Here is a 25,785-nt window from a genome sequence, read left to right as displayed (position 1 = left end):
CTCGGTTGCGAGGCTACCCGGCCCGAACGTCTCTGATGGTGTTCGGAAGCCTCACACCGTGGGCCTGGGCTGTCCGCCCGGTGGGTGCGGAGAGCGCCGCCTGCACCTCGCTGCGCCTATCCGGTGACCTTCCTCGACGACCCCCGTCCGGCGAGGCGGTGCCGGCCCAGCGCAGGTGATCCTTGCGCTTTGGTCTCGCGAGGCTGCGGTAGGTCGGGTGCGCGAAGTGATCGCCGTGACGGCAGACTCTGGGTTCCAGAGTCGCGGGCGGGATGGGGGTCGCGTCGATGACCACGGTCCTGCTCGGGTTCGCTGCTGGGCTGGTGGTCGCGGTGATCACCGCTCCGGTCGGGGTGTCGGGGGCGGTGTTCCTGCTGCCCGTGCAGCTCGATCTGCTGCACGTCCCGAGCCCGGCGGTGACACCGACGAACCTGCTGTTCAACGTGGTCGCGACTCCCGGCTCACTGGTGCGCTACCACCAGCAGGGCCAGCTTGGCGGGCCGCTAGTGCGCCGGCTGGTCGTCGGAACCCTGCCTGGTGTCGTGCTGGGCGCGGTCGTACGGGTGCGCTTCGCACCGGGCGTGCAGGTGTTTCACCTGCTGCTGGCCGCCCTGCTGCTCCCGCTGGGAGGCTGGCTGTGCGCCTGGACCCTGCTCCCACCGGGTCGCTCCAGCACGGCGCCACCGCGGCCGCGGACCATCACCGCCCTGGCCGTGCTCGTCGGCTTCGTTGGTGGCGTCTACGGCATCGGTGGCGGTTCGATCCTCGGCCCGATCCTGGTCGGACGTGGCCTCCCGGTCACCACGGTTGCGCCAGCCACCCTCGCCTCCACCTTCCTCACCTCCATCGCCGGAGCCGGCGCCTACGCCGTCCTCGCCCTCACAACCCCGGGGGACATCACCCCGCACTGGGTCCTCGGACTGGCCTGCGGGGCTGGTGGCCAGGAGGAACTCGTCCGAGGCGAACGTCACGCGCAGACCGGGACCAGAGGGGGGCGTGAGCGCGCCGTCGGGCAGCGGCGGCATCCACATCATCGCGTTGGTGTTGAGCCAGTTCTCTGGCAGACCGTCCTGTCGGGCCAGCGCGCGGGCCTCCGCCAGCACCACCTCGTCGCGAGTGATGGCGTCGACGTCCTCGGTGCGTCGTAGGTCCCGTCCGGCGCGCACCGAGATGGCCGCTCCGCCGACGATGAAGACCGATGCCGAGACTCCCAGGACCCGAAGCCGCTCATCGAGCCTGGACAGCAGTGCGGTGATCTCCGAAGCGGTGAACTCGTAGCGCTGGTTCACGCCGTGACCAGATCACGGACCGGAACAAAGACGTTGAGTTCTCGTAGAAAGCCGGGCGTCTGGGCGATGACCTGCTCGCGATCGAGGAACGGATGCTCGGGAACCCATGGCTGCGGCAGACGCCTCGGCGCGGCCCAGGCTGGCGGCTCGACACCCGCCCGCTCGAACTCACACCGGGCCAACGCGGCCAGCAACGTGTCCATCCCCAGGCTTTTCGTACCTGGCGGCGCGGCCTCCCAAGCCGCCGCGGACCCGTCTGCGCGCTCCAACAGCAGACGCAGATGATCCCGCCCCTGCAGCAGCATCCGCCACGCCCACTCCTCGTCGCCAGCCTGGCGGATCGCCTTCGACGTCTCCGGTGCCGACATCAGACGCGAACCCCGCGCCGCGGCCAAAGCCCGCCCGATCCGACGTGCCCGAAAACAGAACACGGCGGTCGGTCTCGTCGCGCCCGACCGGTAGGTCGAGAACCTCGACCCTGATGTCCCCAACGCCGACGCGAACTCCGCCTGCGTCAGGCCACTGTCCACCAGTGCGGCCTCCAGCAGTGCCACGACCTCACGCGAGTCCGGATCAGGCTCCACGACCACCACTCTACCGCGGGTTATCTAATCAGATAAGGGGTGACCGACGGCCGGAGCAACGCGACGATCACCACCTATAACAGTTTGGGCCTGTCCGAGAAGGTCGTCGAGCCGTCGACCACCGCCTATCCGAACCTCGCCGACCGCACCTGGCAGACCACCTACGACGCTGCGGGCCTGCCCATCACTCTGGCCGAACCCGGCGGCGTTACCCGCAGCCGCACCTACGACGCGCTCGGTCGCCTCACCGCAGAGACCGGTTCCGGCGGAGGCGCCACCGCTACGGCGCGTGCGCTCGACTACGACCTGGCCGGCAACCTTGTCGAGGTCGACCACCCTGGCGGTAGCCAGCAGTTCGGCTACGACGACCGCGGGCTGGTTACCGAGGCTGACGGCGACGGCGGTCCGTCCTCGTTCGTGTACGACGAGGACGGCCGGATGCTGCAGCGCTCCGATCCAGGCAGCTGGTCGGACTACTACTACGACGCCCGCAGCCGCCTCGTCGCCGTCGGCGCCGCAGTCAGCGGTGACACCCGGGGCTACGACTACGACGACGCCGGCCAGCTCACCTCCATCGACTACCACGGCGGCACCGGCGCCACCCAGACCTTCGACTACGACCAGCTCGGCCGGCTCACCGACGACACCCTGGCCGGCCCGTCCGGCGCCCTGCGCGGGCAGACCTACGGCTACGACAACAACGACAACCTCATCTCCACCACGATCACCGGCACCGGCGTCGCTGGAGCTGGCACCCAGACCTACGCCTACGACTGGGCTGACCGGCTCACCTCTTGGACCAACCAGTCCAGCGTCACCAAGACCTACGGCTGGGACGCGGCTGGCAACCGCACGTCGGTCGGTGGGGCGACAGCGACGTTCGACGCGCGCAACCAGCTGACCTCTGACGGCACGGCCAGCTACACCTACACCGCCCGCGGGACTCTTTCGACCCGCACAGCCGGCTCGGCGACGACCACGACCGCGTTCGACGCGTTCGACCGGCTGACCAGCCACACCGCCGGACCGACAACCACCACCTACAGCTACGACGGTCTGGACCGGATCGCGTCCCGCAACACCAGCCGCCAGTTCCTCTACAACGGCCTCGACAAAGAACCATCCATCGATGGCAACTCCGCCTACGCCTGCGACCCCGCCGGCGGCCTGATCGGTGCCGGAACTGACGACGGCGCCTGGGCGACCATCCACAACCTCCACGGCGACACCGTCGCCGCCTTCACCACCGACGGCACCCTCACCGACAGCAAGAGCTACGACCCCTTCGGTCAGCCCCTCACCGCCGGAAACACGAACCTCCAGATCGGCTACCAGGGCAGCTGGACCGACCCCGACACACACCTCGTCAACGCCGAGGCTCGCTGGTACAACCCACAAACCGGCGCCTTCCTGACCCGAGATACCTACCCCCTCCCCTGGACGGGAACCTCCGCAGACAACCGATACGCCTACGCCGGCGCGAACCCACTGATCTACAGCGACCCGACGGGCCAGAGCTGGTGGAACTGCGTGGGCGACGTGCTGCTGACGGGGGCGGGCGTCGGAATTGTCGGCGTCGCCGTTGCCGTGGAAAACCCCCTGGTGGCCGACGTCGGCATCTATGTGGCCGGAGAGGGCGTCGGTAATGCGCGGAGTTCCTGTGGCTCCAAGCCGTCGACCACCAACACGGACAAGCCTCCGCCCCGGCCGGCAACAACTCCTCAACGCCCCGCTCCTCCCGCCAGCGCCACCAGTGTCTGCACCATCTGCCAACCTGCCAACAACGGCGGTGGCACTCCGGGTGGTTCCGCTGGCATGGGTGGTGGCGGCGCCCCGAGCGGCGGTGGTACCAATAGGCCGGTCAGCGCTGGCGGAGGCACAAACAGCGGACGCTGCACGCAGTGCAAGCCGGCTGCCCCACCGCAGCCGCACTACCCTGACCCGAACTCCGTCATCCACGGCCCCCACTACGTCAACCCCGACCCCAACCACGGCGTCGGCACCACCCCCAACCCCGGCCCCCGCCAGGAGTACTCCAGCCCCCTCGACGCCTACCTCGGCCCCACCACCGACGAAACCGCCGGCAGACAGTACGACGGACCAACCTGCCAGGAAGCCGGCCTCCCGCACTGCATCGACGACGACCAGGTCATCCCATCTACCGGCGACGCGGGAGGAGACCAGGGCAATGACGATCCACCTGGCGGCCCAGGGTCTCCTACCGATCTTGAAGGCTGCGATCCTGCCGACCCAGACTGTGAACCTTACATATGGGTTCCAGGTCGACCGGACGTGGACGACACCCCTCAAGGGTTGATCCCCGCAGACGCTGGGATCAAGCCTGGCGAGCCCCTTGATCAAGGTCGTTACGATTACGTTGTTAGGCTGGACGGGTCGCTTCGAGCGCTTCACAAGGAAGTAAGGGATCTACTCGGTGACACTCCAGGACATACTAGCCTCGCTGAAGGTCGGCCCGTTATTATGGCTGGGACCTTCGAGGTTGATGAGTCGGGCGACATCATTCAGTTTGATAACTTCTCGGGTCACTACCAGCCTGGCAACGACCCTGGATATATTGGTAACGAAAGTGAATATGCTTCGTTGGAGCAGATTGCGCGGGCTGCGTTCGAGCGACATGGACTGCCTGCGCCCAGACCTGGCACTTGGGATCCAGTTGACTTCCAACGATAGCGGAGGTGCTGTTGGCGCGATCGGTAGATGGGAGAGGGAGTTGTTCGTCCTCCTCGCGCCTCTTGGTTTCGCAGTTCATCGAGTGACCCTGGATGGATGAGATGGCTGGATGTCCGAATTTCGATACAGTGCTGAGGCGAATTCTGGCCCGGCGGAGTATCGGTATTGGAGAGCTGTCGCGGCGGACCGGTATCTCTGAGAACGAATTCCAGTCAGTGTTGCACGGTGCGACGCCGAAATCATCTATGATTAGACAGCTCGCGCCCGCACTCCAGCTGCACGCTGCGGACTTGTTCGCGATGGCGCACGTCTCGGTACCGGACGATCTCGCTCCTCTGGATCCTAGAGTGGGCCAGAAAATACCTGGGATTGTCTCGCTTGCTAAGCGTCTATCGATTGAGTATAGGGACCAGCTGCGGCAGTACGTTAGGTCACTGCCTCAGCGGGAGCGCACTCAGCCGTCGCGGTTGTACGATCCGTACCCACCAGGTCCCGGTGCGGTACTCATGGGCCTGCTCGCTAACCGAAACTTGGACCAGGATAGCGCGGCGCAGGTGCTCGCCAGAGTAACCCCTGTTTATCTGTCTGCTTCTACATATTCACGGATAGGTCAGGGCCGTAAAGATCTTACGGCCGCCATGCTGGCAGGATTCTCCACTGTTCTAGGTATTGAATTCGAAGACCTGGCGACGCTCTTCGAGGGAGAATTGCCGGATTCTGATTTCTCGCCAGATTTGAAGATGGCAGGCATCTCGGAGTTAATCTGGGATCTCCGTCGTTTGGCTGCGGACCAAGTTCAGGAGGTTCGCAAGGAAGCCGATCTCTTGATGGAGCAGAATTGACTAGAAGATTTAAGTGTTGGGTATCAATGTTCCTTCGCGACAGCCTCGCGCGCCGAAACGTCCCTGTTTCGCGGGACCACGTCCGAGCGACGCAGATACCGCGGAAATGATCAAAAGTCGCGACCGGAGTCCCCCGCGCGTCGCGATGCTCAGCAGCTTGAGGGGCCTATGGGGGTGGCGGCGTAGCCGCGACCCCATAGGTGCCGAGGGGTTGCGGTGGCCCGATTTGGGTTTGCTTCTACTTTGACCGTTCGGTCCTGCGGCCGGGCGGCAGGCTGCGCGGGGGCGGCCTCGGGGATGGGGTGGTTCGGAGAGGCTCCCCTATGGGCGAGTTGTCTTCAAGCAAAGTAGCCACAGCGGCTGGCTTCATGATCGATGATGTTGGGCTGGTCTCGCGCCGTGAAGATCATCAGGCTGGTTGGTGGTGGCGTTCTGGTTCGGTCGGTCGGGGCCGTGGGATTAGGCCGTGCTGGTGGGCGGCGACGCCGAGTTGGAAGGGTGTGGAGACGTTCAGTTCGTTTCTGAGGTTGGCGATGATGCGCCCGACGGTGCGGACGTGGATGTGGAGGCGTGCGGCGATCGCGGCTTCGGTGAGGCCGTCGTTCAGGAGCGTGAGCACGTCGGCACGGCGGTTCGTGGAGTCGGTTTGGAGTGGCGGTGGTGTCGCGTCGCGGTGAAGCTGCTCGATCAGGTTGGTGACGAGTTGGCGCAGGGCGGGGGTCCGGAAGGCAAGCGCGCCCTGGGCCAGGTCGCTGGCGTCGACGGGGAGGACGGCTGTCTGCTGGTCGACGACGAGCATGCGCATGGGGACGTCGGCGCTCTGGCGGATCCAGTCAGCGGCGCGCAGCTGGTCGCCGGCGGCGCGTGCGCAGGCAGCGGCGAGGAAGTCGGGCGTCCAGACCGAGGTGATCGTGACGCCGCGGTTCGCGGCGCGGAGCAGCGTGGTGATCAACTGTTCGCTGTGGTCCTGGGGCAGTGTCGGGCCGCAACGGATATCAGCGAGCGTGAGGATTAGTGAGCGCGGGCTCGAGCCTGGAACAGTGCGGCGATGTCGGTCAACGCCATCCGGTCGAGAATCGCGTCCAGGGGGACGGTGACGAAGACCGGCAGTGGCGCGGAGGGGTGCTCGGCGGCGGCAAGGTCGGCGCACGCCTGTCGCAGGGTGAAGCGCAGGAGCCTGTCGGCCAGACGGGCCTCGCCGGCGAGCTGGCGTAGTCGTCTGGACGCGATCTCGCCGTGGACTGGATGGCGCCAGCGTGGCTCGGCGCAGACGGCGACGGTCTGCTGGTCTCGAAGCTGGATCACAGGTTGATAGGTGACGTCCACGGTGCCTGCGTCGTCGTCGCAGTGAAGGAGGCGCGTGAGGTCATCGGATATCCGGAGCGCGGTGTCGCTCATCGTGAGGTCGGGGCGGTAGACGACCAGCTCGCCTTTCCGTTGGCGCTTTGCCGCTCGAGAACGCCCGCGACCATTCGGAAGCCGAGTCCCTCGCGCACCGGCTCGCGGCGGCCATCCGTGCGCCGTGCACCCTGGCGGGCCACCGACATCGCATCGGCGCCAGCGTGGGGCTGGTCCTCGTCAGCCGGGACCGCGGCCCGGATGCCGCCGAAGTCCTGCAACGCGAAGCCGGTGTCGCCATGTACCACACCCTTGACTTGACGGTCATCGCCGAGGGCGTCGAGACCCCCGACCAGGCCCTGCTGCACCGTCTGGGCTGTGACCTCATCCAGGGCCACCACCCCGCCCGCCCGCGTACGTACCTGGAGAGGAACTCGTCCAGGGCGGCCAGCTGGGTTGGCTCGGACGGGATGTAGGACAGTCCCACGCCTCCGTGACCAAGACGGCATCCGGACCGGGCGAGCCGCGTCCCCGCGCCCTCGGCGGACGGTCACCATCGACGCCGCGCACGTGTTAGGAACGCCACCTTTATTACACAGAGTCGCCGGAACCAGGATCGATGCTCACAGTGAGTACACCAGCCCGCAGAGTCGTTACTAGAACGATCGGGGACCTTTATCGGTAAGAAACACAAGGTTCCCAACCTGACTTGAGAAGAACTTCTCAGATCGGGAGGTCGGATGAAACTGGGGGCATCGCGTCGCCGCCGGCTGGCCGGCGCGCTACTGGGCGCGATCGGCATGATCGGTGTGATCGCGGGTTGCGGGAGCTCGTCCGGATCGACGACCTCGTCGAGCGCCGGTTCGGGCACGGTCAAGGTCAACATCTTCGAGGTCGCGCAAGCCGACGTCGTCACCACCCTGGAGACGGCGTTCAAGAAGGAGCTCACGGCCAAGCTGGCCGGACGGACGGTCAGCTACAGCGTCAGCAACGCGAACGGCGATCCGTCCCTGATCCAGAGCATCGCCCGCAACCTTTCCCGGTCCAACTCCTCGCTGATCGCGGTGATCGGCACTCCGGCCGTCATCGCCATGGCGCAGCAGGACAAGACGCATCCGATCATCGCGCTGGCGATGGGCGACCCGGTCGGCGGCAAGGTGGCCGACAGCCTGGACCACCCCGGGCACAACGTCACCGGCACGATCGACTTCGTCGACCCCGCCGAGCTCCTCGGCGAGCTGGCTAAGGTCACCCCGGCGCCCAAGCGGATCGGGACGATCTACGATCCGTCGAACGAGAACAGCCAGGTCTGGGTCGCGCAGCTGCGGACGGCGATCAAGGCGCGGCCCGGTCTCGCACTGGTCGAGGCGACCGTGGCGAGCGCCGGTGACGTGCAGAGCGCCGCCCGATCCCTGGTCGGCCGGACCGACACGATCCTCGTCGGGCCTGACGCGGCCGTGGCGTCGGGCATCGCCGCGGTCGGCGCGGTCGCCCTGTCGAACAAGATCCCGCTGTACCTGACGTCGGGAGACGCGACCACAAGCGGGGTGCTGGCCACGCTGGGGCCGAGTTACGCAGACCTAGGTTCGCAGGGCGCCGACGTCGCCGTGAAGGTCCTCGACGGTGCCCAGCCGGCGGCAACCCCGTTCGGCCGGCCGGGTGCGCTCGAGTGGGACGTCAACCATTCGACGCTCGGCGCGCTCGGGGTCACCATGCCGTCCGCGGCGATGGGTTAGCCATGCGATTCCTCGTCACCGACACCCTGATCGCCGGTCTGCCGCTGCTGCCGGTCGTCATGGGCATCTACCTCGTCGTCCGCATCCGGCAGGACTTCGACCTCACCGTCGACGGCAGCTTCACTTTGGGCGGCGCGATCACCGCCGTGCTGCTCAATCACGGACTGGGCGTGCCGCTGGCGATGCTCGTGGCCGTGGCCGGGGCCGCCGTCGCGGGGCTCGTCACGACCGGGCTGCACCTGGCGTTTCGCATCCCGGTCATTCTGGCCGGGCTGGTCATGAGCATCGGCATGACGACGCTGAACCTGCACGTGCTGGGACGGCCGTCGATCAGCCTGGACAGCGGCCGGACCCTGTTCGGTGGGCTGATCGGCCTGGCTCCGGAGGTTCAGGACTGGCTGACGATCGCGATCCTCGCCGCGTTCGCCGCCGTGTTCCTCGCCGCCGTCGGTTACCTGCTGCTCACCGAGGTCGGCCTGGCGTTGCGGGCCACCGGGGTCAATCCCCGGATGGCCCGGGCTCAGGGCGTCGACGACCGGCGTTCGCTGGCGCTGTGCCTGGCGCTGGCCAACGCCAGCGCCGGATTGTCGGGCGCGCTGACCGTGCAGTCCCAGGGCTTCTCCGATTCGTCGACCGGCACGGGCACGCTGCTGGCGGGTGTCGGCGCGGTGATGCTCGGTGAGCTGATCGCCCGGCCGGGCGGGGCGTCCCGGGTCGGCCGGGTGATCGCCGCCGTGGTCGCCGGCACGTTGCTGTACCGGTTGATCCTGGTTGGCGCGCTGCGGGCCGGGTTGCAGGCGACCGACCTGTCCGGCATCACCGCGCTCACCCTGGTCGCGGCGGTCGCGCTCAACCGTTACCTGCCCGAGATCGGCCGAGCGCTGGGCCGGTTCGGCGCGGGCGGCCGTCTCGGCAGCCGGGCGGTGGCGCTGGACGGCCCGAGGACCGCCGCCGTGGCGGGTGGCCGGCCGGTGGCCGACGACGGTCCGACTGTCCCCCCTGCCCGCCAGCCCGCCGCCGCCGGGCGGGCCTCGGCCTCGGCGACGATGAAGGAGGCTGGCTGATGCTGAGAATGGACGGTGTGCGCCTGGTCCACGGCGCGGGCACCCCGACGGAGGTCGTCGCGCTCGACCACGTCGACCTGGAGATCCCGGCTGGTCAGTTCGTCACCGTCGTCGGCAGCAACGGCGCCGGCAAGAGCAGCCTGGTCAACGTGGTGGCCGGGGTCTACCGGCCGACCCGGGGGCGGGTGCTGCTCGGCGGCCGGGACGTGACGCGGCTGGCGGTCCACGCCCGCGCCGGCGCGGTAGCCCGCGTCTTCGACGACCCGCTCGCGGGCACCGCGCCCGATCTCTCCCTGGCCGACAACCTCGCTCTCGCCGCCGCCCGCGGCCGTCGGCGGCGGCTGTCGCCCGCGGTCACCCCAGGCCGGCGCTCGGGCATGCGCGAGGACCTCGCCGTGCTCGGCCTGGGCCTGGAACGCCGCCTCGCCGACCCGGTGACGCTGCTGTCCGCGGGGCAGCGGCAGAGCGTGACGATGTTGATGGCCGGCCTGCGGAAACCCAAGCTCCTGCTGCTCGATGAGCACCTTGCGGCGCTGGACCCCAGGACCCGGGCGCGGGTCCTCGACCTCACCCTCCAGATGCACGAACGACTGGGCTGCGCCTCGATGATGATCACACACAGCATGCGCCACGCGATCGAGGTCGGCGACCGGCTGTTGGTGATGTCGCGCGGCCGGGTCATCTACGACGTGGCCGGCCCCGCGAAGACGGCACTGACGCCGTCCGACCTGGTCGACATCGTGTCCGGGCTCGGGGACGCCCCGTCGGACCGGCAGTTGCTCGCGGGGTGACCGGGCCGGCCGACAGACATCGAGCTTTACCGAAGCGGCGGCCGGGACGCAGGCCGTCCGCGCGGCGACGTCCTGATCGCCCGGCACGGCCGCCGATCAGACAGGAGTGGAGTGGAGTGACACGTGACAGCCGCTGACGCCTCGACCCAGGCTGCGGTCCCGCCGGCGCGGCCCGCCCGGCCGCGGGACGCGACGGCCCCGACCGGGACCGACCCGAGCCCGTTCGTCTCCTTCACCTCAGCCGACCGGTTCGCCACGGTCGGGGAGATCTACGAGGAGGCCCGTCGCGCGCTGCCCCCGCAGGTGTGGGACTTCCTCGACGGTGGTTCGGGCGGCGAGCAGACGCTGCGGGCCAACCTGTCGTCGTTCGAGCAGTGGTCGGTGCTGCCACGGCTGATGACCGGGGCCGGCGAGCCGGACCTGGCCCGTACCTTCCTCGGCATCGAGCTGTCGATGCCGGTGGTCACCAGCCCGTTCGGCGCCGACCGGCTGCTGCACCGGGACGGCCAGCTCGCCGTCGCCCGAGCGAACGCCAAGGCCGGCGTGGCCTCGATCGTGCCGGAAGCCGGGTCGTACTCCTGGGAGGAGGTGGCGACGGCCGCGCCGGGCGCCGCGCGGATGGCCCAGCTGCACCCGATGGGCAACCCGGCGAACTTCGCCGCGATGCTGCGCCGGGCCGCCGCCGCGGGTTTCAGCGCGCTCTGCCTGACGCTGGACTGCCCGACGGCCGGCTGGCGCGAGCGCAACATGCGCAACCGGTTCGACGTCGACGTCGACGTGGTCAGCGGCAACTACCCGCACGCCGGTCCGGCCGACCTGGCCGACACCCTCGGCCAGCTGTTCGTCCGCCGGGAGCCGATCTGGACCTGGGACGAGCTCGCCGGGCGGATGGCGGACTCGCCGCTGCCCTGGATGGCCAAGGGCATCCTCACCGGTTCCGATGCCGAGGCGGCCGTGCGGGCCGGAGCCGCCGCGGTGCTGGTCAGCAACCACGGCGGCCGGCAGCTCGACACGGTGCCCGCGGCCCTCGACCAGCTCCCGGAGGTCGTCGCGGCGGTCGGCGGTCGGGTGCCCATCGCGCTGGACTCGGGGATCCGCCGGGGGAGCGACGTCGTCAAGGCACTGGCGCTCGGCGCCGACGTCGTCGTCATCGGCCGCGCCGCGGCGATGGCGCTCGCGGCCGGCGGCGAGGAAGGCGTCGGCCGGCTGCACGAACTGCTACGCGAGGAGATCTCGACGACCATCAAGCTTCTCGGAGCGAGCGGCGTCGACGAGCTGACCGACACGATGATCAGACCGTCGGCGGTGTCGCGATGGTGATCGGCGCGAGGACCGGATCCGTCGACCGGCCACGCTCGACCAGGACGACCGTGCCGCTGCCGCCCGGGCTCGCCGGCCTGGCCCCGATCAGCGCCGCGGTGCGGGTCGGTGACCTGGTCGTGCTCTCGGGCTGCGTCGCCCTGGACCCGGCGACCGGCCGGCCGCGCGGCAGCACGACGGTGAGCCAGGCGCGCGACATCTTCGGCCAGATCGCCGAGGTCCTGGACCGGGCGGGCGGCCGCCTCGCCGACGTGGTGCGCTGCGTGTGCTACCTGACCGAGGCCGCCGCCGCGCCGGAGCTCGACGTCGCGTTCCGCGAGGCCTTCCCGGTCGACCCGCCGGCCCGTACGACCGTGGTCTGCGGGCTGGTGCGGCCCGGCCTGCTGGTGGAGATCGAGGCGACGGCCGTGCTCGGCTGAGCGCCGGGGCGGCCGGGTAGCCGAGTGCTACTCGGCCGCCCCGGCGGGCCGGCCGAGGGCGCGCAGCACGCTGCCGGTCAGCTCGGCCGCGATGCGCGCGGACGGCCAACCCAGGCTGTCGTGCAGATCGACGACCACCCGCTCGTCGAACACGGTGACCCAGATGAGCACCCCGTACTCGGCGGGCCCGGGTGGAATGAAACCGGCCTCGGTCAGCGCGGCCAGCAGCGGCGCGAGCGCCCCGAACAGCCGGCCGATCACCGGGTCGTCCGCGTGCAGCCGCTGCAGGAAACCGCGGGAGGACCGGACGTGCACGACAGCCGGCCCCCAGCTCACGGCCTCGCGGACCCACAGCTCGCACACGGCGACGAAACGGCGCAGCACATCCGGCGCGGCCGGCACCGCCTCCATGTGGCTGACCAGGGTCTCCACGAGCTGCGTGTAATAGGCGTCAAGGGCCGCGTCCACGTCCGGGAAATGGCGATAGGCAGTGGCGGTTGACACACCGGCCTCGGCCGCGAGATCCACGAGGCTGAACCGCCCGCCGTGTTTCGCGAGCAATCGCTCGGCCGCATCCAGAAGATCCCGCCGGCTCGCCAGGTAATCCCGCCTGATCCGGCGGCTGCCCGGTTCCTCGCCGCGGATCGAACCGCTCGCCGTAGACGTGTGAACCACCCTTTCCATCGCCCAGTCCCGCCGAAACGAGGCAGAAATATGCACCAAGTGTAACATGCCGATATAGAACGTTAACATTCCTTCGCTTGACACTCGACGGTCGTCGTCCGCACCATAAGTGAAAAGACATTCTCAGTTCGTTGGTCCGATTCTCGTTCGGTCAACGCCGAACCGCGGCACGCAATAGGCGGCCGCGGTGAACGCTCTGTGGTCGCGCTCATATTCGCGACGACCCGCCGCTGGTAATTCTCATTCCCCACCGGCTCCCAGCGAAGGAATTGCTATGTGCGCCTCCCTTTCGCCACAGCCCGCTCCCTCGGCGGCCCCCACCGCCGCGCCGGCCGCCACCATCGGCCCGGTGGCCGACCTCTTCTCCTCCTACGTGGCCGCCAGCGCGATCTCAGCCGCCGTCGAGCTCGGCCTGTTCGACACGCTCGCCGACGGCGGCACCTACCCGGCGGACGACCTGCGCCGTGGCGGCGAGCCGGTGTCGCCCTGGGTGGCGCGCGCCCTGCTCAACGCCCTGGCCTGGGCCGGCATCGTCGAGCTGGACACCTCGGACCCGGCCCTGCTGGTCCGGCCCGGTCCGCGCTTCGCCGACGCGTACGAGCTGCGTGGCTACTTCTACTGGCTGGTGCGCGGCAACGGCGAGGTGTTCACCTACGCGGCCGACCTGGCGCCCGACCGGGACGAGGTCACCTATCACCGCGACATGCGCGCAGTGGCCCTCAGCTCCCGGCTCATGGGCAACGGCGAGGTCGAGCCTCTGTTCGACCGCGTCCTGGCCGGCCTCGAGTTCACGCGGGTCACCGACCTGGGCTGCGGCTCGGGTGGGCGCCTGGTCCGGATCATGAAGCGGAATCCCGGGGTGACCGGGGTGGGCATCGACCTCGCCCCGGCCTCGGTCGAACTGGCGGGGCAGGTCATCGCGGCCGAGGGCCTGGCCGACCGGCTCAGCGTGCGCCAGGGCGACGTCCACCGGCTCACCCCCGCCGACGACCTGTCCGACGTCGACGTCGTCACCTGCGTGTTCATGGGCCACGACTTCTGGCCGCGCGAGTCGTGCGTGCGGGTGCTGACCAACCTGCGGATCGCCTTCCCGAACCTTCGGACGATGCTGCTCTGCGACGTCGTCCGGTCCGAGGACACGCCCGGGCCGGACACGCCCATCTTCCGGCTCGGTTTCGAGGCCGCCCACGCGCTCATGCACACCTACCTGCCGACCGAGGCCGAGTGGGGCGAGGCGTTCGCCGAGGCCGGCTGGACGCCGCGCGCGGCCCACCACACCACCAGCCCGCCCGGCGGCGTCCTGTTCGAGCTCGTCCCGGCCGCGCCGGCACGCGTCACCTCCATGGACGTCTCGGAGGCCGCCGCCGAGACTGCCTCGGCCGCGCGGTGACCACCATCAGCCGGCCGGCCAGGGCGGTCCCGGACGCGGACGCCCTCGCCGAGCTGGCCACCGGGCTCGCGGGCACGGTGTCGACCCGGCCCGCCGACCTCGACACCCACGGCCGCGACGAGAACCACCTGGACAGCATCCCGCCGCGAGCGGTGGTGTTCGCCGAGACCCGTGACGACGTCGTCACCACGATGCGATGGTCCGCCCGCCACGACGTGGCGATCATCCCGTTCGGTACCGGCACCAGCGCCGAAGGCCATGTGGTGCCACTCGGCGGCGAGGTGAGCCTGGACGTCTCCCGGATGAACCGGCTCGTCGCGCTGTGCCCGGAGGACTTCCACGCGGTCGTGCAGCCGGGCCTGACCAGGAACGGGCTCAACACCCGGGCGAGGGAGTTCGGGTTGACGTTTCCCGTCGACCCGGGCGCGGACGCGAGTCTCGGCGGGATGGCGGCGACCAATGCCAGCGGCACGACCACGATCCGCTACGGCGGCATGCGGGCCAACACCCTGGCCCTGGAGGTCGTGCTGGCCAGCGGTGACGTGCTGCGGCTGGGCCGGCCGGTCCGCAAGTCGAGCAGCGGCTACGACCTGCGCGACCTGTTCATCGGCTCGGCGGGCACCTTGGGCGTCATCACCGAGCTCACCGTCGCGCTGCACCCCGTACCCGAGGAGATCGCGGTGCTGTGGGCGTTCTTCCCCGACGTCGCCGCCGCGGTCGCCGGCGCCTTCGCGGCGGTCGGGACCGGGCTGCCCATCGCCCGCCTCGAGCTGCTCGACGAGATCACCGCCGGCCTGCTCGCCCAGGACGTGCCCGGCCTGGTCCCGGACGCCCCTGCCCTGTTCGTCGAGCTGCACAGCTCCACCGCGGCCGGCCTGGCCACCGAGCTGGACATCGCCCGCCGAGCCCTGCTCGAGGCCGGCGCGAGCACGCTCGGCACGGCGACCGCGCAGGCGGAGCGGGAGGCCATCTGGGAAGCACGCCACCGCTTGTTCTGGTCGATCCGCCGGGCCTTCCCCGGCCGGCGATACCTGATCACTGACACGGCTGTGCCGCTGTCGGCGATCGTCGAGCACGCGCAGGTGATCAGCCAGCTGCGCGCCGATCTCGGGCTGGACGTGGTCACCACCGGCCACGTCGGTGACGGCAACATCCACACCGTCGTCGCGGTCGCCGAGGGCCAGGACGCCCCGGCCGCGCTGTTCTCGGACGAGCTGGTCCGCCACGCGCTGCGCGTCGGCGGCACCTGCACCGGCGAGCACGGCATCGGCCTGAGCAAGCGCCAGTACCTGGCCGCCGAGCACGGCGACGCGGCCCTGTGGATGGCCCGCATCAAGGGCCTGTTCGACCCGGCCAACGTGCTCAATCCAGGGAAGGTCGTCGGGCCCGACCTGCTGTCGGACGCGCTGGCGGCCCGCTAGTCGCCCGAAGGCTTCACCCACCAGCCGGGGCCGCTCCCGGCGGCACCGGCGGCGTCGACCCGTCCCGCGCGTGGAGACCTCCAGGAGTCGGCCGTGACCACCACACTCGATCCCGCCCCAGCCGCGTCCGTCGGCTACCTCGGACCGGCGGGTACCTTCACCCACCGCACCGTGCTGGCCGATCCGGCCCTGGCCGCGCTGCGGCACGTCCCCTGCGCCGACCCCGACGAGCTCATGGCCCGGCTCAGCGACGGCTCGGTCACCTACGGCGTGCTGGCCTGGGAGAACTCGGTCGCCGGCCTGGTCGGGCCGACGGCCGACCTGCTCGCCGGCCTGGGCACCGGAAAGGCCGTGGACCCGTCCGAACGAAGCCAGGTCCGCCTGCACCGCGACGTCGTCATCCCGGTCCGGTTCCAGCTCGTCGGCCTGCACGGTGCCAGCCCCGAGGCACTGCGCACGGTCTCCTCACATCCGCACGCGCTCGACCAATGCCGTGCCTGGCTGGCTGAGCACGCCCCTCGGTCCAGCCTGGTCCCGGCCCCGTCCACGACGGCCGCGCTCGAGCTCGCCCTGGGCGACCCGACCGGCCGAACCGCCGCGGTCACGCCAAAGGCGGGCCTCGCCGCCCCGCGGCTCAGCGTTCTGGCCGACGACATAGGGGAGACCGCCACAGCGGAGACCCGGTTCGTCGTCCTCGGCCGCGACGAGCCGGCCCGCACCGGACGCGAGCGGACGGTCATCGCCTGCTTCCAGCAGCGCGACCGGCCCGGATCGCTGATGACCGTCCTCGAACCGTTCGCCCGCGCCGGCATCGACCTGCTCCGGATCGAATCCCGGCCGACCCGCGACGGGCTGGGCCGCTTCTACTTCCTCATCGAGTGGCGCGGCCATCCCGACGACCCGCCGCCGCGGGCCGTGCTGCGCGAGCTGGCCGAGCGCGCCGTCCGGGTCCGCGTACTCGGCACCTTCGACGAGCCCAACCCCAGCCGCCCCACGCCCAGCCGGCCCAGGAAGGCCGGGTGACCAAGGTGGACGCGCCTCGGGCCCGTTGGGACCGCGGCGCCTGGGGCGTGCTGCTGATCATCAGCCTTCTCTCCGGGCGACTCGTCGAACGGTTCGGCCCCCGCACGCCGGCCCGGGGCGGCGCGGCGCTCGCCGGCGTCGCTGTCCTGGCGGCCACCGTTCTCGGCGCCGACGGGCCTGCACTCATCCCCACGCTGGCCGCGGCCGGCGCCGGAGTCGGCCTGGCGATGCCCGCGCTCGTCGCGACCGCGGTCGGCGCCGCACCAGCCGAGCGGATCGGGCTGGCCTCCGGGCTCAACAACACGGCCCGCCAGGTCGGCGGCGCCCTCGGCGTCGCGTTGCTCGGCGGCATCGTCGCCGGCTCCCACTCGGTCGCCGCGGGCACGCGGGTCGGACTGGCCGTGGCCGCGGCCGCCTACCTGCTGGCCGCGCTGGTCTGCGGGGCGCTGCCAGGCCGGCCCGGCCGAGACCGGCAGTCACGAACGACGACGAAGGAGACACACCATGCGCTTGAAGACCGGCCGCACCTGCTCTCGGGACGTGCCGCGGTGACCGCCGGCGAGCTCGACGCGCGACCGCACCCGACACCGAGCCGGTCCCGGCTGACCGGCCTCGACCTGCTCGGCCCCGAGGCCCCGGACATCTCCATGATCGACTCGGTAACTGAGGGTCGCGAGATCATCGACGGGCTCGACGACCTGATCCGCGACGTGATCGTGCTGCGGCGTCGGGTGGCCTGGCGGATACAGAAGCTGCGGATGACCGCCGGCGGAGGGCGGATCGAGATGAGCCGCGAGTACGAGGTCACCCGCAGATTCCTGGACGCGCTCGGCCCAGCCGGCAGCGATGTCGCGGTGGCGTTGCTTCTGTTGTGCCGAGGGCCGGCCCCGTCGGTCGACGTCCGTCCGTCCACCGAACATGACATCGACGCCGGTCACGCCACTCGCTGAGAGTGTCGGGCTGTGAGGAGGACCGACGGACGAGTGTGGATGTCAGCGGACCAGACGACTGTGGAACACCTGGTCGCCCGACGCGGAGCACGGCCAGTTCCTCCGGGACCCGCCAGGGGGCGAGTTCCAGTTCCACGGCTTGCCGGATGACGTTGCGGATCGCCAAGCCGGTGCGGTTCTGGAAGGTGCGGGCGACGGCGAGTTGTTCGCGAACCGGGCATCCACGTGGGGGCGGCCGGGAGCTGTTCGTCAAGGACCCGTGTGGATCACGATCCGTTACCTGGGAGAGGTCGGTGGTTCATCCAGGAGAAACAGAACGCTCGCACCATTGCTAAATGAGAATTGTTTCTCAGTTAGGAGCGACGGTGATCAGATGGCTTGCCACCCGGTCGCACCGTCCGTGCCGCGCTCGCCGCTGGGACGGCCGGGATGGACGCAACACCGGGGAGATCGCGCCGGCCCGAACGGTGCCGCGCCGGCCATGGTGGGTTAGCCGGTGAGCCTGCGGACGCCCAGCACAGCGGCGGCGACCGCCGCGGGCGGGAACGCGGGCGCCGACCAGCCCGTGGCTGGACGCTGGAGCCGCCGGGACTGGTCGGTGCTGCTCATCACCTGCGTCGGGCTGTTCGTCACCCAGCTGGATCTGACCGTCGTCAACGTGGCGGTCGGCGCGATCGGTCGCCGGCTGCACGCGTCCACCGGCGCGGTCACCTGGGTGGTCGACGGGTATTTCGTGACGTTCGCCGCGTTCATGATCGGTTTTGGCGACGTCGGCGACCTGTTCGGGCGCAGGCGGGTCTTCCTGGCCGGGCTGGCCGGCTTCGCGGCCGCGTCGACTGGTTGCGCGGCCGCGCCCGGAGTCGGCTGGCTGATCCTGTTCCGCACCTTGCAGGGCGTCGCCGGCGCTGCCGTCCTCGTCTCCTCGCTCGCCATCCTCGCCGACGCCTTCGACGGGGCCGACCGCACCCGCGCGATCGGCGTGTGGTCGGCCGTGGCCGGCATCGCCCTGGTCGTCGGCCCACTCCTCGGTGGTCTGATCGTGGACGGACTGGGGTGGCGGTGGATCTTCTGGATCAACGTGCCGATCTCGCTCGTGAGCATCGCGGCCGGGCGCAGGGTGCTACGCGAGTCGCGTCGCGGCGGCCACGACCGCCATCTCGACCGTGGCGGCCAGATCCTCGCCGTTCTCATGCTGGGCGCCCTGGCCTGGGGGCTGTCCGAGACAGCCGCGGAGCCTGGGTCGGTCATCGGATGGCTGGCGCTCGGCGCCTCGGTCCTGCTCGCGGCGGGATTCGTCGCGGTGGAGCGCCGGTGCGCGACGCCACTCGTGCCACTGTCGGTGTTCCGTTCGCGAACCTTCCGGGGCGCCAACCTCGCCTCGCTGCTGCTCAACTTCGCGACTCTCGGTCTGCTTTACCTGCTCAGCCTCGATTTCGAGCATGTGGACGGCCGGTCAGCCACCGCTACGGGCGTCCGCATCGCTCCGCTGTTCGCGGCCTATGCCGCTGTCAGCATGCTCGCCGGGCGGATCGCCGACCGGTTCGGCCAGCGCGTCCCGGGGACGCTTGGCGGCTTGGCCGCCGGTACGGGTGTCGCGCTCGTCGCAGCCGAGCGGGCGTCGGGAGCCGCTGCCGGCGCCGGTCTGGTGCTCGCGGGCGTGGGCATCGGGCTGGCGCTGCCGGCGGTGGTGTCGACCGCGGTCGCGGCCGTCCCGGGAGCGCGGGCCGGCCTAGGGGCCGGGCTGAACAACACCGCCCGCCAGATCGGCGGAACCCTCGGCATCGCGCTGCTCGGCGGAGTAGTCGCGGGCGCTGGAAGTGAGCGGGTGGGTATCGGCCGAGCGCTCATCGCGGTCGCGGCCGCCTATACCGTCGCGGCCGCGCTCGTGGCTTCGACCCTGCGGCGCCCGGCCCCCGTTCGGGGCGGCCCCGCGCACATCCCGAGCCCCGGTGGTAGCGACGGTCATCACGGAAGGCAGCAGCCATGATCGTACTAGTTCTGTGCCGTGACCGGCCCGGCACCCAGGAACTCCGCCGCGCGATCCGGCCCGCGCACCTCGAGTACATGATGGCCGCCCGGTCGAGGCTGGTCTTCGGTGGCCCGCTGACCGCCGAGGACGGGCTCGCCATCGGTGCGGTGTTCGCCCTGCGAGTGGCCACTACGTCCGAAGCCTCGCGGTTCCTCGCGGGCGAGCCCTACCACCAGGCCGGAGTGTTCGAGTCCGTCGTCGTCCATCCCATGCGACAGATGGTTCCCGAGGACCCACCCGGGCTGCTCGACGCCGAGCTGGACCGGGCTCGGGCGGCGGCAGCCGACGCCACCGTGTCGTCCTAGGCGCCGCCTGGAGCCGAAACCGGGCGCTATTCATTGCGGCGGCGACGGAGCGGACAACACCGTTCTGCTCGAGCCTCCTCGGCTATCCGCGAATAGCGCGTTTTCCGCGTTAACTGACACGCCAGCGTCGCCGACGCCGCTGGGTTAGCCGGACCCATTTCCCTGCCGCGGAAACGCGGCTATAGCGACCTGGAGAAAAGGCCATGACATCTTCTATCGGCGTCGGCAAGCCGTCCCTGGGGGCTCGGCTTGATCGCCTGCCGGTTGGCAGGATCCACCTCGTCGCGGTCATCTGCGTCGGGCTCGGGTTCTTCTTCGACACCTACGAGGTGTTTCTGGCCGGCACGTTGTCGGTCGTGCTGAAGCAGAGCTTCGGATTTGGAGGGGATTCGCTCAAGCTTCTGCTGGCCAGTGCCTTCGTGGGCCAGTTTGCCGGCGCGCTGGTACTCGGCCGGCTGGCTGACCGCATCGGCCGCCGCAACTCGTTCTTGCTGAACCTGCTCATCTACTCGGTGTTCTCGCTGGTCGGCGGACTGGCGCCGAACGTCGAGGTCCTCGTCGGCGCGCGGTTCCTGGCCGGGATGGGGCTGGGGGCTGAGCTCACGCTCGGCGACTCCTACCTGTCCGATCTGCTGCCACCGCGGGTGCGCGGCCGGCTCATTGCCGTCGCGTACACGATCGGCTTCCTTGGCGTCCCGGCCGCCGGGTTTCTCGGCCGCGGGCTCGTGGCGCGCAGTCCGGTCGGCGTCGACGGATGGCGCTGGATGTTCTTCCTCGGCGCTCTCGGCGCCGTGCTGGTGTGGGCGCTGCGGCGGGTGCTGCCCGAGTCGCCGCGCTGGCTGGAGTCGGTCGGGCGGCATGAGGAGGCCGACCGCATCGTCACCGCGTGGGAGACCGACGCCGTCCGGCGTGGGCACGCCCTTTCCGAACCGGCCCCCGTCCCGGCCCCGACGGCGCCTCCCGAGACAGCACTGCGGCGCCCGCCGTTCCGCGTGTTGTTCACCGGGCCGTTCCTGCGGCGCACCGTGATGGCTTGGATCATGAACGTGATGTCGGCGATCGGCTACTACGGATTCAGCACGATCGCGACCCTGGTGCTGGTCGCGAAGGGCTACACGGTGCTTACCTCGCTGAGCTTCCTCGCCCTCACCTATGTTGGCTATCCGCTCGGCTCGCTGCTGTCGCTGCCGGTGATCGAACGCTTCGAGCGTCGCGCCATCGTGGCGGTCTCGGCCAGTGGAATGGCCGTCACCGGGCTGCTGTTCGGGTTCGCCGGTTCCGGCACCACCGTGGTCCTGTGGGGAACGCTGTTTACGTTGATCAGCAACGTCTACTCCAACGGTTACCACGTCTTTACGGCCGAGCTGTACCCGACCGCGGTGCGTGCCACGGCGGTCGGCGCGGCGTACGCGCTGAGCCGGCTCGTCACCGCCGCGCTGCCATTCGTCCTCATCCCCGTCCTCGACCACGCCGGGTCGGGAGCCGTGTTCACCGTGGTCGCCGCCGCCCTGGTCATCCTGGCCCTCGACGTCCTCGCGCTCGGGCCACGCACCACGGGACTGCCGGTGGACCAGGCCGCCGCTCTGCCCCAACAGCGGCCAGCGCCAGCACCCACCGCGCGCGAACTGACACCGGCTCTGGAACTGGACCAGCCGGGTGGGCCGCGGCATGCCTGACGGCGCGACCCCGGCGGCCGCGACCGCGGCCGCCGGGGTCGCCGCGGTCGCTGCGGGCGAGCGCGCCCCCCGTTCCGCGGCCGACGACGCCGTGGCCATCTGCGCCGACCTGCTGCGGATCGACACCTCCAACTACGGCACCGACGATGGCCCGGGCGAGCGCACCGCCGCGGAGTACTGCGCGACCGTTCTGGCCGACGCGGGCCTGCCTGTCGAGATCATCGAACCCCGCCCCCGACGCACCACGGTCATGGCGCGTTGGCCCGGACTGGACCGAACACGGCCGCCGCTCCTCATCCACGCCCACACCGACGTCGTCCCGGCGGAACCGGCCATCTGGAGCAGGCACCCGTTCGGCGCCGAGCTGGCGGACGGATGCCTGTGGGGTCGCGGTGCGGTCGACATGAAGTACTTCGTGGCCCAGGTGCTTGCGGTGATCCGGGCCTGGTCAGGCAGCGGGCAGCGGCCGGCCCGTGACGTCGTGCTCGCCTTCGTCGCCGACGAGGAGAACGGCGGCCAACTGGGCGCGCGGTGGCTGGTCGAGCATCGTCGCGACCTACTGGACGACTGCACCGAGGCCATCGGAGAGGTCGGCGGGTATTCGGCGCGGTTGCCGACCGGGCAGCGGCTGTATTTCATCGAGACCGCGCAGAAGGGCGTCCTCTGGTTCGAGGTCACCGCGCACGGTCCCGCCGGGCACGCATCGATGATCAATGACGGTAACAGCGTGGTGAACCTGGCCGAGGTTGTCGCTCGCATCGGCCGGCACGAGTTCCCGTACCGCCTCACCCCGACCACGCGCGCCCTGCTGCAGACCGTCGCCGACTGCGTCGGCGAACCGTTCGATCCGGCCGACCCAGAAGCGTTGCTGCGCCACCTCGGCCCGACCGCCCGCATGATCGCTTCGTCACTGCGCGACATCGCCTCGCCGACCGAGTTGGTCGCGGGCGGAAAGACGAACGTCATACCGCCGCACGCCACGGCGCGGTTTGACTGCCGTTTCCTGCCCGGCTCCGAAGAAGCCTGCGCGGCGCGCATGCGCGAGCTGATCGGGCCGGGCGTCGACCACCAGATCGTCTACCGCGCCATCGCGGTGGAGACCGAATTCAGCGGGCCGGTCAGCGAGGCGATCACGCAGGCAGTCATCGCCACCGATCCCGGCGCAATCACCGTTCCCTACCTCCTGCCCGCGGGCAGCGACGCCAAGCACTTCAGCCAGCTCGGCATCAACTGTTTCGGATTCGCTCCACTGCAATTGCCCGACAGTTTCGACTTCCCCGCGGCCTTCCACGGCGTGGACGAGCGTGTGCCGGTCGACGCGATCCGCGCCGGAGTCGCCATCCTGGAACGATTCCTGCAGTTGTGCTGACTCAGGCTCCCGGGAGGAGGACCTCGTGGCGACGTTGTTGCGTCGAAGCGGACGGACCGAGGCGTGGTACGGACCGGCTCGGGGGACCTGGGCGGGTCGTCGTTCACCTATGACGAGGACGGCCGGATCTCCCAGCGGGCGGACGGCTCGACCTGGAGCAACTACCACTACGACGCCCGAGGTCAGCTGTCCGCTGTGGATGGCGGGGCGACCGGCGGTACCCGGGTCTACGACTATGACGACGCGGGCCAGCTGTCCTCGGTCGACTACCACGGCGGTACCGGGGCGGTCCGTAGTTTCGACTACGACCAGTTGGGCCGGGTCACCTCGGACACGTTGACCGGGCCGTCGGGGACGTTGCGGGCGCAGAGCTATGCCTACGACGACAACGACAACCTGACCTCGACGACGATCAGCGGGTCGGGGGTGGCCGGGGCTGGGACGCAGAGCTACGGCTATGACTGGGCGAACCGGCTGACGTCCTGGACCAACCAGGCCAGCGTCACCACCAGCTATGGCTGGGACGGGGCGGGGAACCGGACGTCCGCAGGTGGGACGTCCGCGACCTACGACGCCCGCAACCGGCTCGCCTCCAGTGGTTCGACCAGCTACGCCTACACGGCCCGCGGCACCCTGAGCACGAAGACCACCGGGTCGAACGTGACGACGACGGTGTTCGACGCCTTCGACCGGCTGGTCTCGCACACGGCCGGAACGACCACGACGTCCTACACCTACGACGGGCTGGACCGGATCGCGACCCGCACCCACGGTGGTGCGTACAACTTCCTCTACAACGGCGTCGAGAAAGAACCCGCGACCGACGGCACGTCGGCGTTCGCCCGGGGCCCGGACGGTGCGCTGATCGGTGCCGGCACCGGCTCCGGTGACTGGGTGACGCTGGACAACGCCCACGGGGATGTGGTGGCGGCCTTCACGACCGACGGGGCGTCGGTCACCGAGAGCCGCAGCTACGACCCCTTCGGCCAGCCATCGGCACCGGCCAGCCCCGATCTGGCCGTCGGGTTCCAGGGCAGCTGGACCGACCCCGACACCGATCTGGTCGCTGCCCAGGCCCGCTGGTACGACCCGGGGACCGGGATGTTCCTGTCGCGGGACACGTTCGCGCTGCCCTGGACCGGCACGGCGGCGGACAACCGCTATACCTACGCCGGCGCGAACCCGCTCACCCACAGTGATGTGACCGGTCTGCGGGCCAGTACCGATGCGGAGATTCGTCAGTCGGTCGCCGAGAACAACGCCGCGAAGCACGTCACCGACTCGAGGTGCAACGACCGCGGCGTGTGCACCAGCAAGACGGCCCAGGCAGCCGCGGCTGCGGTGTCGGCGCTCAGCACCGATCAGTGGGCGGGGATCGCGGCCTACGTGGCGTACAAGAACGCCTACACGGCCAAGTACCCGGGCCTGCCCGCCAAGGCCTACGACGAGATGATCGCCCTCGGGGAGAACGGCGACCAGAAGTGGATCGCCGGCGTCAACGCCTACAACGCCATGAACGCGGCAAAGCTCGCGGTGCTCGACACGGTCCGACTGACCGAACAATGGGACCGGGAACAAAACGCCGCCGCCGCCGTCCGCGCAAACACGGCAGCGGTACTGGACACGGTCAGGCTCACCGAGCAGTGGGACCAGCAGCAACGGGCCGTGGCCACCTCCAACACGACCACACCCGCGCAGCTGGACCAGTACGCCAAGACCCTTGGCACCGCCCCCGCCGCCTCCGGCAACCGCCAGGTGTGCGGCACCTATGCCGGCTCCAACCAATGCATACGCGAGTACGACCTACCGAAATGGCTCTTCGAACTGGGCTGGGGCTCCTGCGACTTCGGCAAGTACAGCCACTGCGACGACCAGGACCCCAACCACTTCAGCAAGTACTACAAGGCCTGGTCGGACCGGGACTGCCACGGCGCCCTCCAGTGCGGAGCTGTCATCGCGGCGTCGGTGGTGGTGCCGATTCCTGGTGCTGGCGGGGTAGGGGTCGGGCAAGATCTTGCAGCAGCAGGAAAACTTCTCATAAGGGGCGGGAAAGGTGGTGCCGCCGCCGCACGGGCGGGTGAAGGCGCCGCGGCACGCGGTGGCGCGGGAGGCGGAGAGGCTGTTGCCGCCGCCCCGGGCTCAGTGGTCAACGCGGTGGGCGGGAAGAATAACTGTGTGTCGTGCGCGATCGCTGGAGACTCGACGCTCCGCGGAAGCCCGGCAAGTGCGATCAAGCGTGATCCTGACCTTCCGTTTGAGAATGGGCTGCAGTCGATCGTGAACTACGCTGGCCGGAACATGTACCCGGTGAGCGGGGTGGTGCGATCGAGAGGCAGTTGCTGCGGGCCGGGAACGGTGCTCGTGGCATTGTCTATGGGGCGCGATCGGATGGTACGGCGCATGTCTGGAACGCTGTGGTGCAGAATGGTAAGGTCAACTTCCCTGACTTCCAGAGTGGACGTGGAGCGAACTGGGATGGATACGCCTGGTTCGCATTCGTGAGGACGAACTGATCGATGATCTTTCAAGACGCGTACGCCGCTGCGCAGACCCTGCTCGACTCGACGGTTCGACGGACCCACAAGTTGGAGATCGTCGTCGTGTCTTGCGCTGAGTACCCGAACGCGTGGGTCTTCGGGTACAATACCCGGAAGTTCTTCGAAGAGCGGGACCTAATGTCTTCGATGGTGGGTAACGGCCCGGTGGTCGTGGTGAAGGACGGCAGCAGGCCGCCGTTCTTCGGAGAGTCCGGCTCGCCGATCGAGAGTCAGATCGAGCAGGGTCTGTAAGGCGCCTGCAGAGACGGGGGTGGGGGCCCCCCCGCGGGGGGGGGGGCCCCCCCCCCCGGGGGCGGGAGGGTTGTA

Annotated in this window: 23 protein-coding genes and 2 pseudogenes; 21 read left to right on the top strand and 4 right to left on the bottom strand. The window is 69.9% G+C overall.

The genetic code is table 11. From position 1 onward, the window contains the following. Nucleotides 1-287 precede the first annotated feature (287 nt). Complete coding sequence (locus tag QOZ89_RS30300) at nt 288-1,148, top strand: sulfite exporter TauE/SafE family protein (RefSeq protein WP_083418507.1); 861 nt, start codon at nt 288-290, stop codon at nt 1,146-1,148. A 137-nt stretch (nt 1,149-1,285) separates the two neighbouring features. On the opposite strand, the gene QOZ89_RS30295 is transcribed toward QOZ89_RS30300, so the two are convergent. After that, entirely contained in the window at nt 1,286-1,657 is a 372-nt protein-coding gene (locus QOZ89_RS30295) for a hypothetical protein (RefSeq protein WP_312626972.1), read from the bottom strand. Nucleotides 1,658-1,912: 255 nt separating this feature from the next. Here QOZ89_RS30295 and QOZ89_RS30290 point away from each other — a divergent pair, with 255 nt between their 5' ends. From QOZ89_RS30290 to QOZ89_RS30285, 3 genes and pseudogenes are all read left to right on the top strand, one after another. After that, nucleotides 1,913-4,564, top strand: coding sequence for an RHS repeat domain-containing protein (locus QOZ89_RS30290; RefSeq protein ID WP_312626970.1), 2,652 nt, complete (start codon nt 1,913-1,915; stop codon nt 4,562-4,564). A 92-nt stretch (nt 4,565-4,656) separates the two neighbouring features. Next, nucleotides 4,657-4,848, top strand: a pseudogene (locus QOZ89_RS48410) (helix-turn-helix domain-containing protein); the annotation flags it as partial. 222 nt (nt 4,849-5,070) lie between these two features. Further along, complete coding sequence (locus QOZ89_RS30285; protein WP_131803935.1) at nt 5,071-5,406, top strand: hypothetical protein; 336 nt, start codon at nt 5,071-5,073, stop codon at nt 5,404-5,406. A gap of 409 nt (nt 5,407-5,815) precedes the next feature. Here QOZ89_RS30285 and QOZ89_RS30280 read toward each other — a convergent pair whose 3' ends face one another. Next, a complete protein-coding gene (locus QOZ89_RS30280) occupies nt 5,816-6,358 on the bottom strand; it encodes a helix-turn-helix transcriptional regulator (protein ID WP_071048388.1) in 543 nt (180 codons plus the stop codon). A 59-nt stretch (nt 6,359-6,417) separates the two neighbouring features. Next, nucleotides 6,418-6,804: an EAL domain-containing protein gene (locus QOZ89_RS30275; RefSeq protein WP_071048389.1), complete on the bottom strand. Its 387-nt coding sequence runs from the start codon at nt 6,802-6,804 to the stop codon at nt 6,418-6,420. A 47-nt stretch (nt 6,805-6,851) separates the two neighbouring features. Here QOZ89_RS30275 and QOZ89_RS30270 point away from each other — a divergent pair, with 47 nt between their 5' ends. The 6 genes from QOZ89_RS30270 (at nt 6,852) to QOZ89_RS30245 (ending at nt 12,074) form a co-directional block, all read left to right on the top strand. Continuing rightward, entirely contained in the window at nt 6,852-7,220 is a 369-nt protein-coding gene (locus tag QOZ89_RS30270) for an EAL domain-containing protein (RefSeq protein WP_312626966.1), read from the top strand. A 264-nt stretch (nt 7,221-7,484) separates the two neighbouring features. Continuing rightward, nucleotides 7,485-8,480, top strand: coding sequence for an ABC transporter substrate-binding protein (locus QOZ89_RS30265; RefSeq protein ID WP_071048391.1), 996 nt, complete (start codon nt 7,485-7,487; stop codon nt 8,478-8,480). 2 nt (nt 8,481-8,482) lie between these two features. After that, complete coding sequence (locus QOZ89_RS30260; RefSeq protein ID WP_071048392.1) at nt 8,483-9,544, top strand: ABC transporter permease subunit; 1,062 nt, start codon at nt 8,483-8,485, stop codon at nt 9,542-9,544. Beyond that, on the top strand, nt 9,544-10,335 hold the full coding sequence (locus tag QOZ89_RS30255) for an ABC transporter ATP-binding protein (RefSeq protein ID WP_071048393.1): 792 nt from the start codon (nt 9,544-9,546) through the stop codon (nt 10,333-10,335). Before QOZ89_RS30260 ends, QOZ89_RS30255 begins: the two co-directional genes overlap by 1 nt. Before the next feature lie 123 nt (nt 10,336-10,458). Then, the gene (locus QOZ89_RS30250) at nt 10,459-11,655 is read left to right on the top strand and encodes an alpha-hydroxy acid oxidase (RefSeq protein WP_071048394.1); all 1,197 of its coding nucleotides are present in this window, start codon (nt 10,459-10,461) and stop codon (nt 11,653-11,655) included. Then, entirely contained in the window at nt 11,649-12,074 is a 426-nt protein-coding gene (locus QOZ89_RS30245; protein ID WP_071048395.1) for a RidA family protein, read from the top strand. The genes QOZ89_RS30250 and QOZ89_RS30245 overlap by 7 nt, the downstream gene beginning before the upstream one ends. Nucleotides 12,075-12,101: 27 nt before the next feature. Here QOZ89_RS30245 and QOZ89_RS30240 read toward each other — a convergent pair whose 3' ends face one another. Next, complete coding sequence (locus tag QOZ89_RS30240) at nt 12,102-12,758, bottom strand: TetR/AcrR family transcriptional regulator (RefSeq protein WP_071048396.1); 657 nt, start codon at nt 12,756-12,758, stop codon at nt 12,102-12,104. A gap of 274 nt (nt 12,759-13,032) precedes the next feature. On the opposite strand from QOZ89_RS30240, the gene QOZ89_RS30235 reads away from it, so the two are divergent. The 11 genes and pseudogenes from QOZ89_RS30235 to QOZ89_RS30190 all read left to right on the top strand — a co-directional run bounded on the left by QOZ89_RS30235 (nt 13,033) and on the right by QOZ89_RS30190 (nt 25,710). Further along, nucleotides 13,033-14,148 (top strand): SAM-dependent methyltransferase, encoded by a 1,116-nt coding sequence (locus tag QOZ89_RS30235; protein ID WP_071048397.1) that lies wholly within the window; start codon nt 13,033-13,035, stop codon nt 14,146-14,148. After that, nucleotides 14,145-15,569, top strand: coding sequence for an FAD-binding oxidoreductase (locus QOZ89_RS30230; RefSeq protein WP_083418503.1), 1,425 nt, complete (start codon nt 14,145-14,147; stop codon nt 15,567-15,569). Before QOZ89_RS30235 ends, QOZ89_RS30230 begins: the two co-directional genes overlap by 4 nt. A 93-nt stretch (nt 15,570-15,662) precedes the next feature. Next, the gene (locus QOZ89_RS30225; RefSeq protein ID WP_071048398.1) at nt 15,663-16,592 is read left to right on the top strand and encodes a prephenate dehydratase; all 930 of its coding nucleotides are present in this window, start codon (nt 15,663-15,665) and stop codon (nt 16,590-16,592) included. Further along, a complete protein-coding gene (locus tag QOZ89_RS30220) occupies nt 16,589-17,542 on the top strand; it encodes a chorismate mutase (protein WP_312626961.1) in 954 nt (317 codons plus the stop codon). Before QOZ89_RS30225 ends, QOZ89_RS30220 begins: the two co-directional genes overlap by 4 nt. Nucleotides 17,543-18,038: 496 nt before the next feature. Next, nucleotides 18,039-19,529 (top strand): MFS transporter, encoded by a 1,491-nt coding sequence (locus QOZ89_RS30215; RefSeq protein ID WP_071048399.1) that lies wholly within the window; start codon nt 18,039-18,041, stop codon nt 19,527-19,529. Beyond that, on the top strand, nt 19,526-19,876 hold the full coding sequence (locus QOZ89_RS30210) for a YciI family protein (protein WP_071048400.1): 351 nt from the start codon (nt 19,526-19,528) through the stop codon (nt 19,874-19,876). The genes QOZ89_RS30215 and QOZ89_RS30210 overlap by 4 nt, the downstream gene beginning before the upstream one ends. Nucleotides 19,877-20,079: 203 nt before the next feature. Then, a complete protein-coding gene (locus QOZ89_RS30205; protein WP_071048401.1) occupies nt 20,080-21,552 on the top strand; it encodes an MFS transporter in 1,473 nt (490 codons plus the stop codon). After that, the gene (locus QOZ89_RS30200) at nt 21,545-22,921 is read left to right on the top strand and encodes a M20/M25/M40 family metallo-hydrolase (protein ID WP_312626954.1); all 1,377 of its coding nucleotides are present in this window, start codon (nt 21,545-21,547) and stop codon (nt 22,919-22,921) included. The genes QOZ89_RS30205 and QOZ89_RS30200 overlap by 8 nt, the downstream gene beginning before the upstream one ends. A 63-nt stretch (nt 22,922-22,984) precedes the next feature. Further along, nucleotides 22,985-24,121 (top strand): annotated as a pseudogene (locus tag QOZ89_RS47695) (RHS repeat domain-containing protein); the annotation flags it as partial. A gap of 1,136 nt (nt 24,122-25,257) precedes the next feature. Next, entirely contained in the window at nt 25,258-25,434 is a 177-nt protein-coding gene (locus QOZ89_RS47690) for a toxin glutamine deamidase domain-containing protein (protein ID WP_397428867.1), read from the top strand. A gap of 3 nt (nt 25,435-25,437) precedes the next feature. Then, nucleotides 25,438-25,710 (top strand): YrhB domain-containing protein, encoded by a 273-nt coding sequence (locus QOZ89_RS30190; protein ID WP_312626950.1) that lies wholly within the window; start codon nt 25,438-25,440, stop codon nt 25,708-25,710. The last annotated feature ends 75 nt before the right edge of the window (nt 25,711-25,785 follow it).

The organism is Pseudofrankia coriaricola (assembly GCF_032027725.1).
GTDB lineage: Bacteria > Actinomycetota > Actinomycetes > Frankiales > Frankiaceae > Pseudofrankia.
Note: the sequence above shows the minus strand (reverse complement) of the source record. Positions and strands in the feature narration are given on the sequence as shown.

Coding starts and splice junctions, on each gene's coding strand:
- QOZ89_RS30295 (WP_312626972.1), bottom strand. CDS start 1,657: ATGTCGGCACCGGAGACGTCGAAGGCGATCCGCCAGGCTGGCGACGAG.
- QOZ89_RS30260 (WP_071048392.1), top strand. CDS start 8,483: ATGCGATTCCTCGTCACCGACACCCTGATCGCCGGTCTGCCGCTGCTG.
- QOZ89_RS30300 (WP_083418507.1), top strand. CDS start 288: ATGACCACGGTCCTGCTCGGGTTCGCTGCTGGGCTGGTGGTCGCGGTG.
- QOZ89_RS30200 (WP_312626954.1), top strand. CDS start 21,545: ATGCCTGACGGCGCGACCCCGGCGGCCGCGACCGCGGCCGCCGGGGTC.
- QOZ89_RS30275 (WP_071048389.1), bottom strand. CDS start 6,804: ATGAGCGACACCGCGCTCCGGATATCCGATGACCTCACGCGCCTCCTT.
- QOZ89_RS30205 (WP_071048401.1), top strand. CDS start 20,080: ATGACATCTTCTATCGGCGTCGGCAAGCCGTCCCTGGGGGCTCGGCTT.
- QOZ89_RS30235 (WP_071048397.1), top strand. CDS start 13,033: ATGTGCGCCTCCCTTTCGCCACAGCCCGCTCCCTCGGCGGCCCCCACC.
- QOZ89_RS30190 (WP_312626950.1), top strand. CDS start 25,438: ATGATCTTTCAAGACGCGTACGCCGCTGCGCAGACCCTGCTCGACTCG.
- QOZ89_RS30285 (WP_131803935.1), top strand. CDS start 5,071: ATGGGCCTGCTCGCTAACCGAAACTTGGACCAGGATAGCGCGGCGCAG.
- QOZ89_RS30245 (WP_071048395.1), top strand. CDS start 11,649: ATGGTGATCGGCGCGAGGACCGGATCCGTCGACCGGCCACGCTCGACC.
- QOZ89_RS30255 (WP_071048393.1), top strand. CDS start 9,544: ATGCTGAGAATGGACGGTGTGCGCCTGGTCCACGGCGCGGGCACCCCG.
- QOZ89_RS30210 (WP_071048400.1), top strand. CDS start 19,526: ATGATCGTACTAGTTCTGTGCCGTGACCGGCCCGGCACCCAGGAACTC.
- QOZ89_RS30265 (WP_071048391.1), top strand. CDS start 7,485: ATGAAACTGGGGGCATCGCGTCGCCGCCGGCTGGCCGGCGCGCTACTG.
- QOZ89_RS30240 (WP_071048396.1), bottom strand. CDS start 12,758: ATGGAAAGGGTGGTTCACACGTCTACGGCGAGCGGTTCGATCCGCGGC.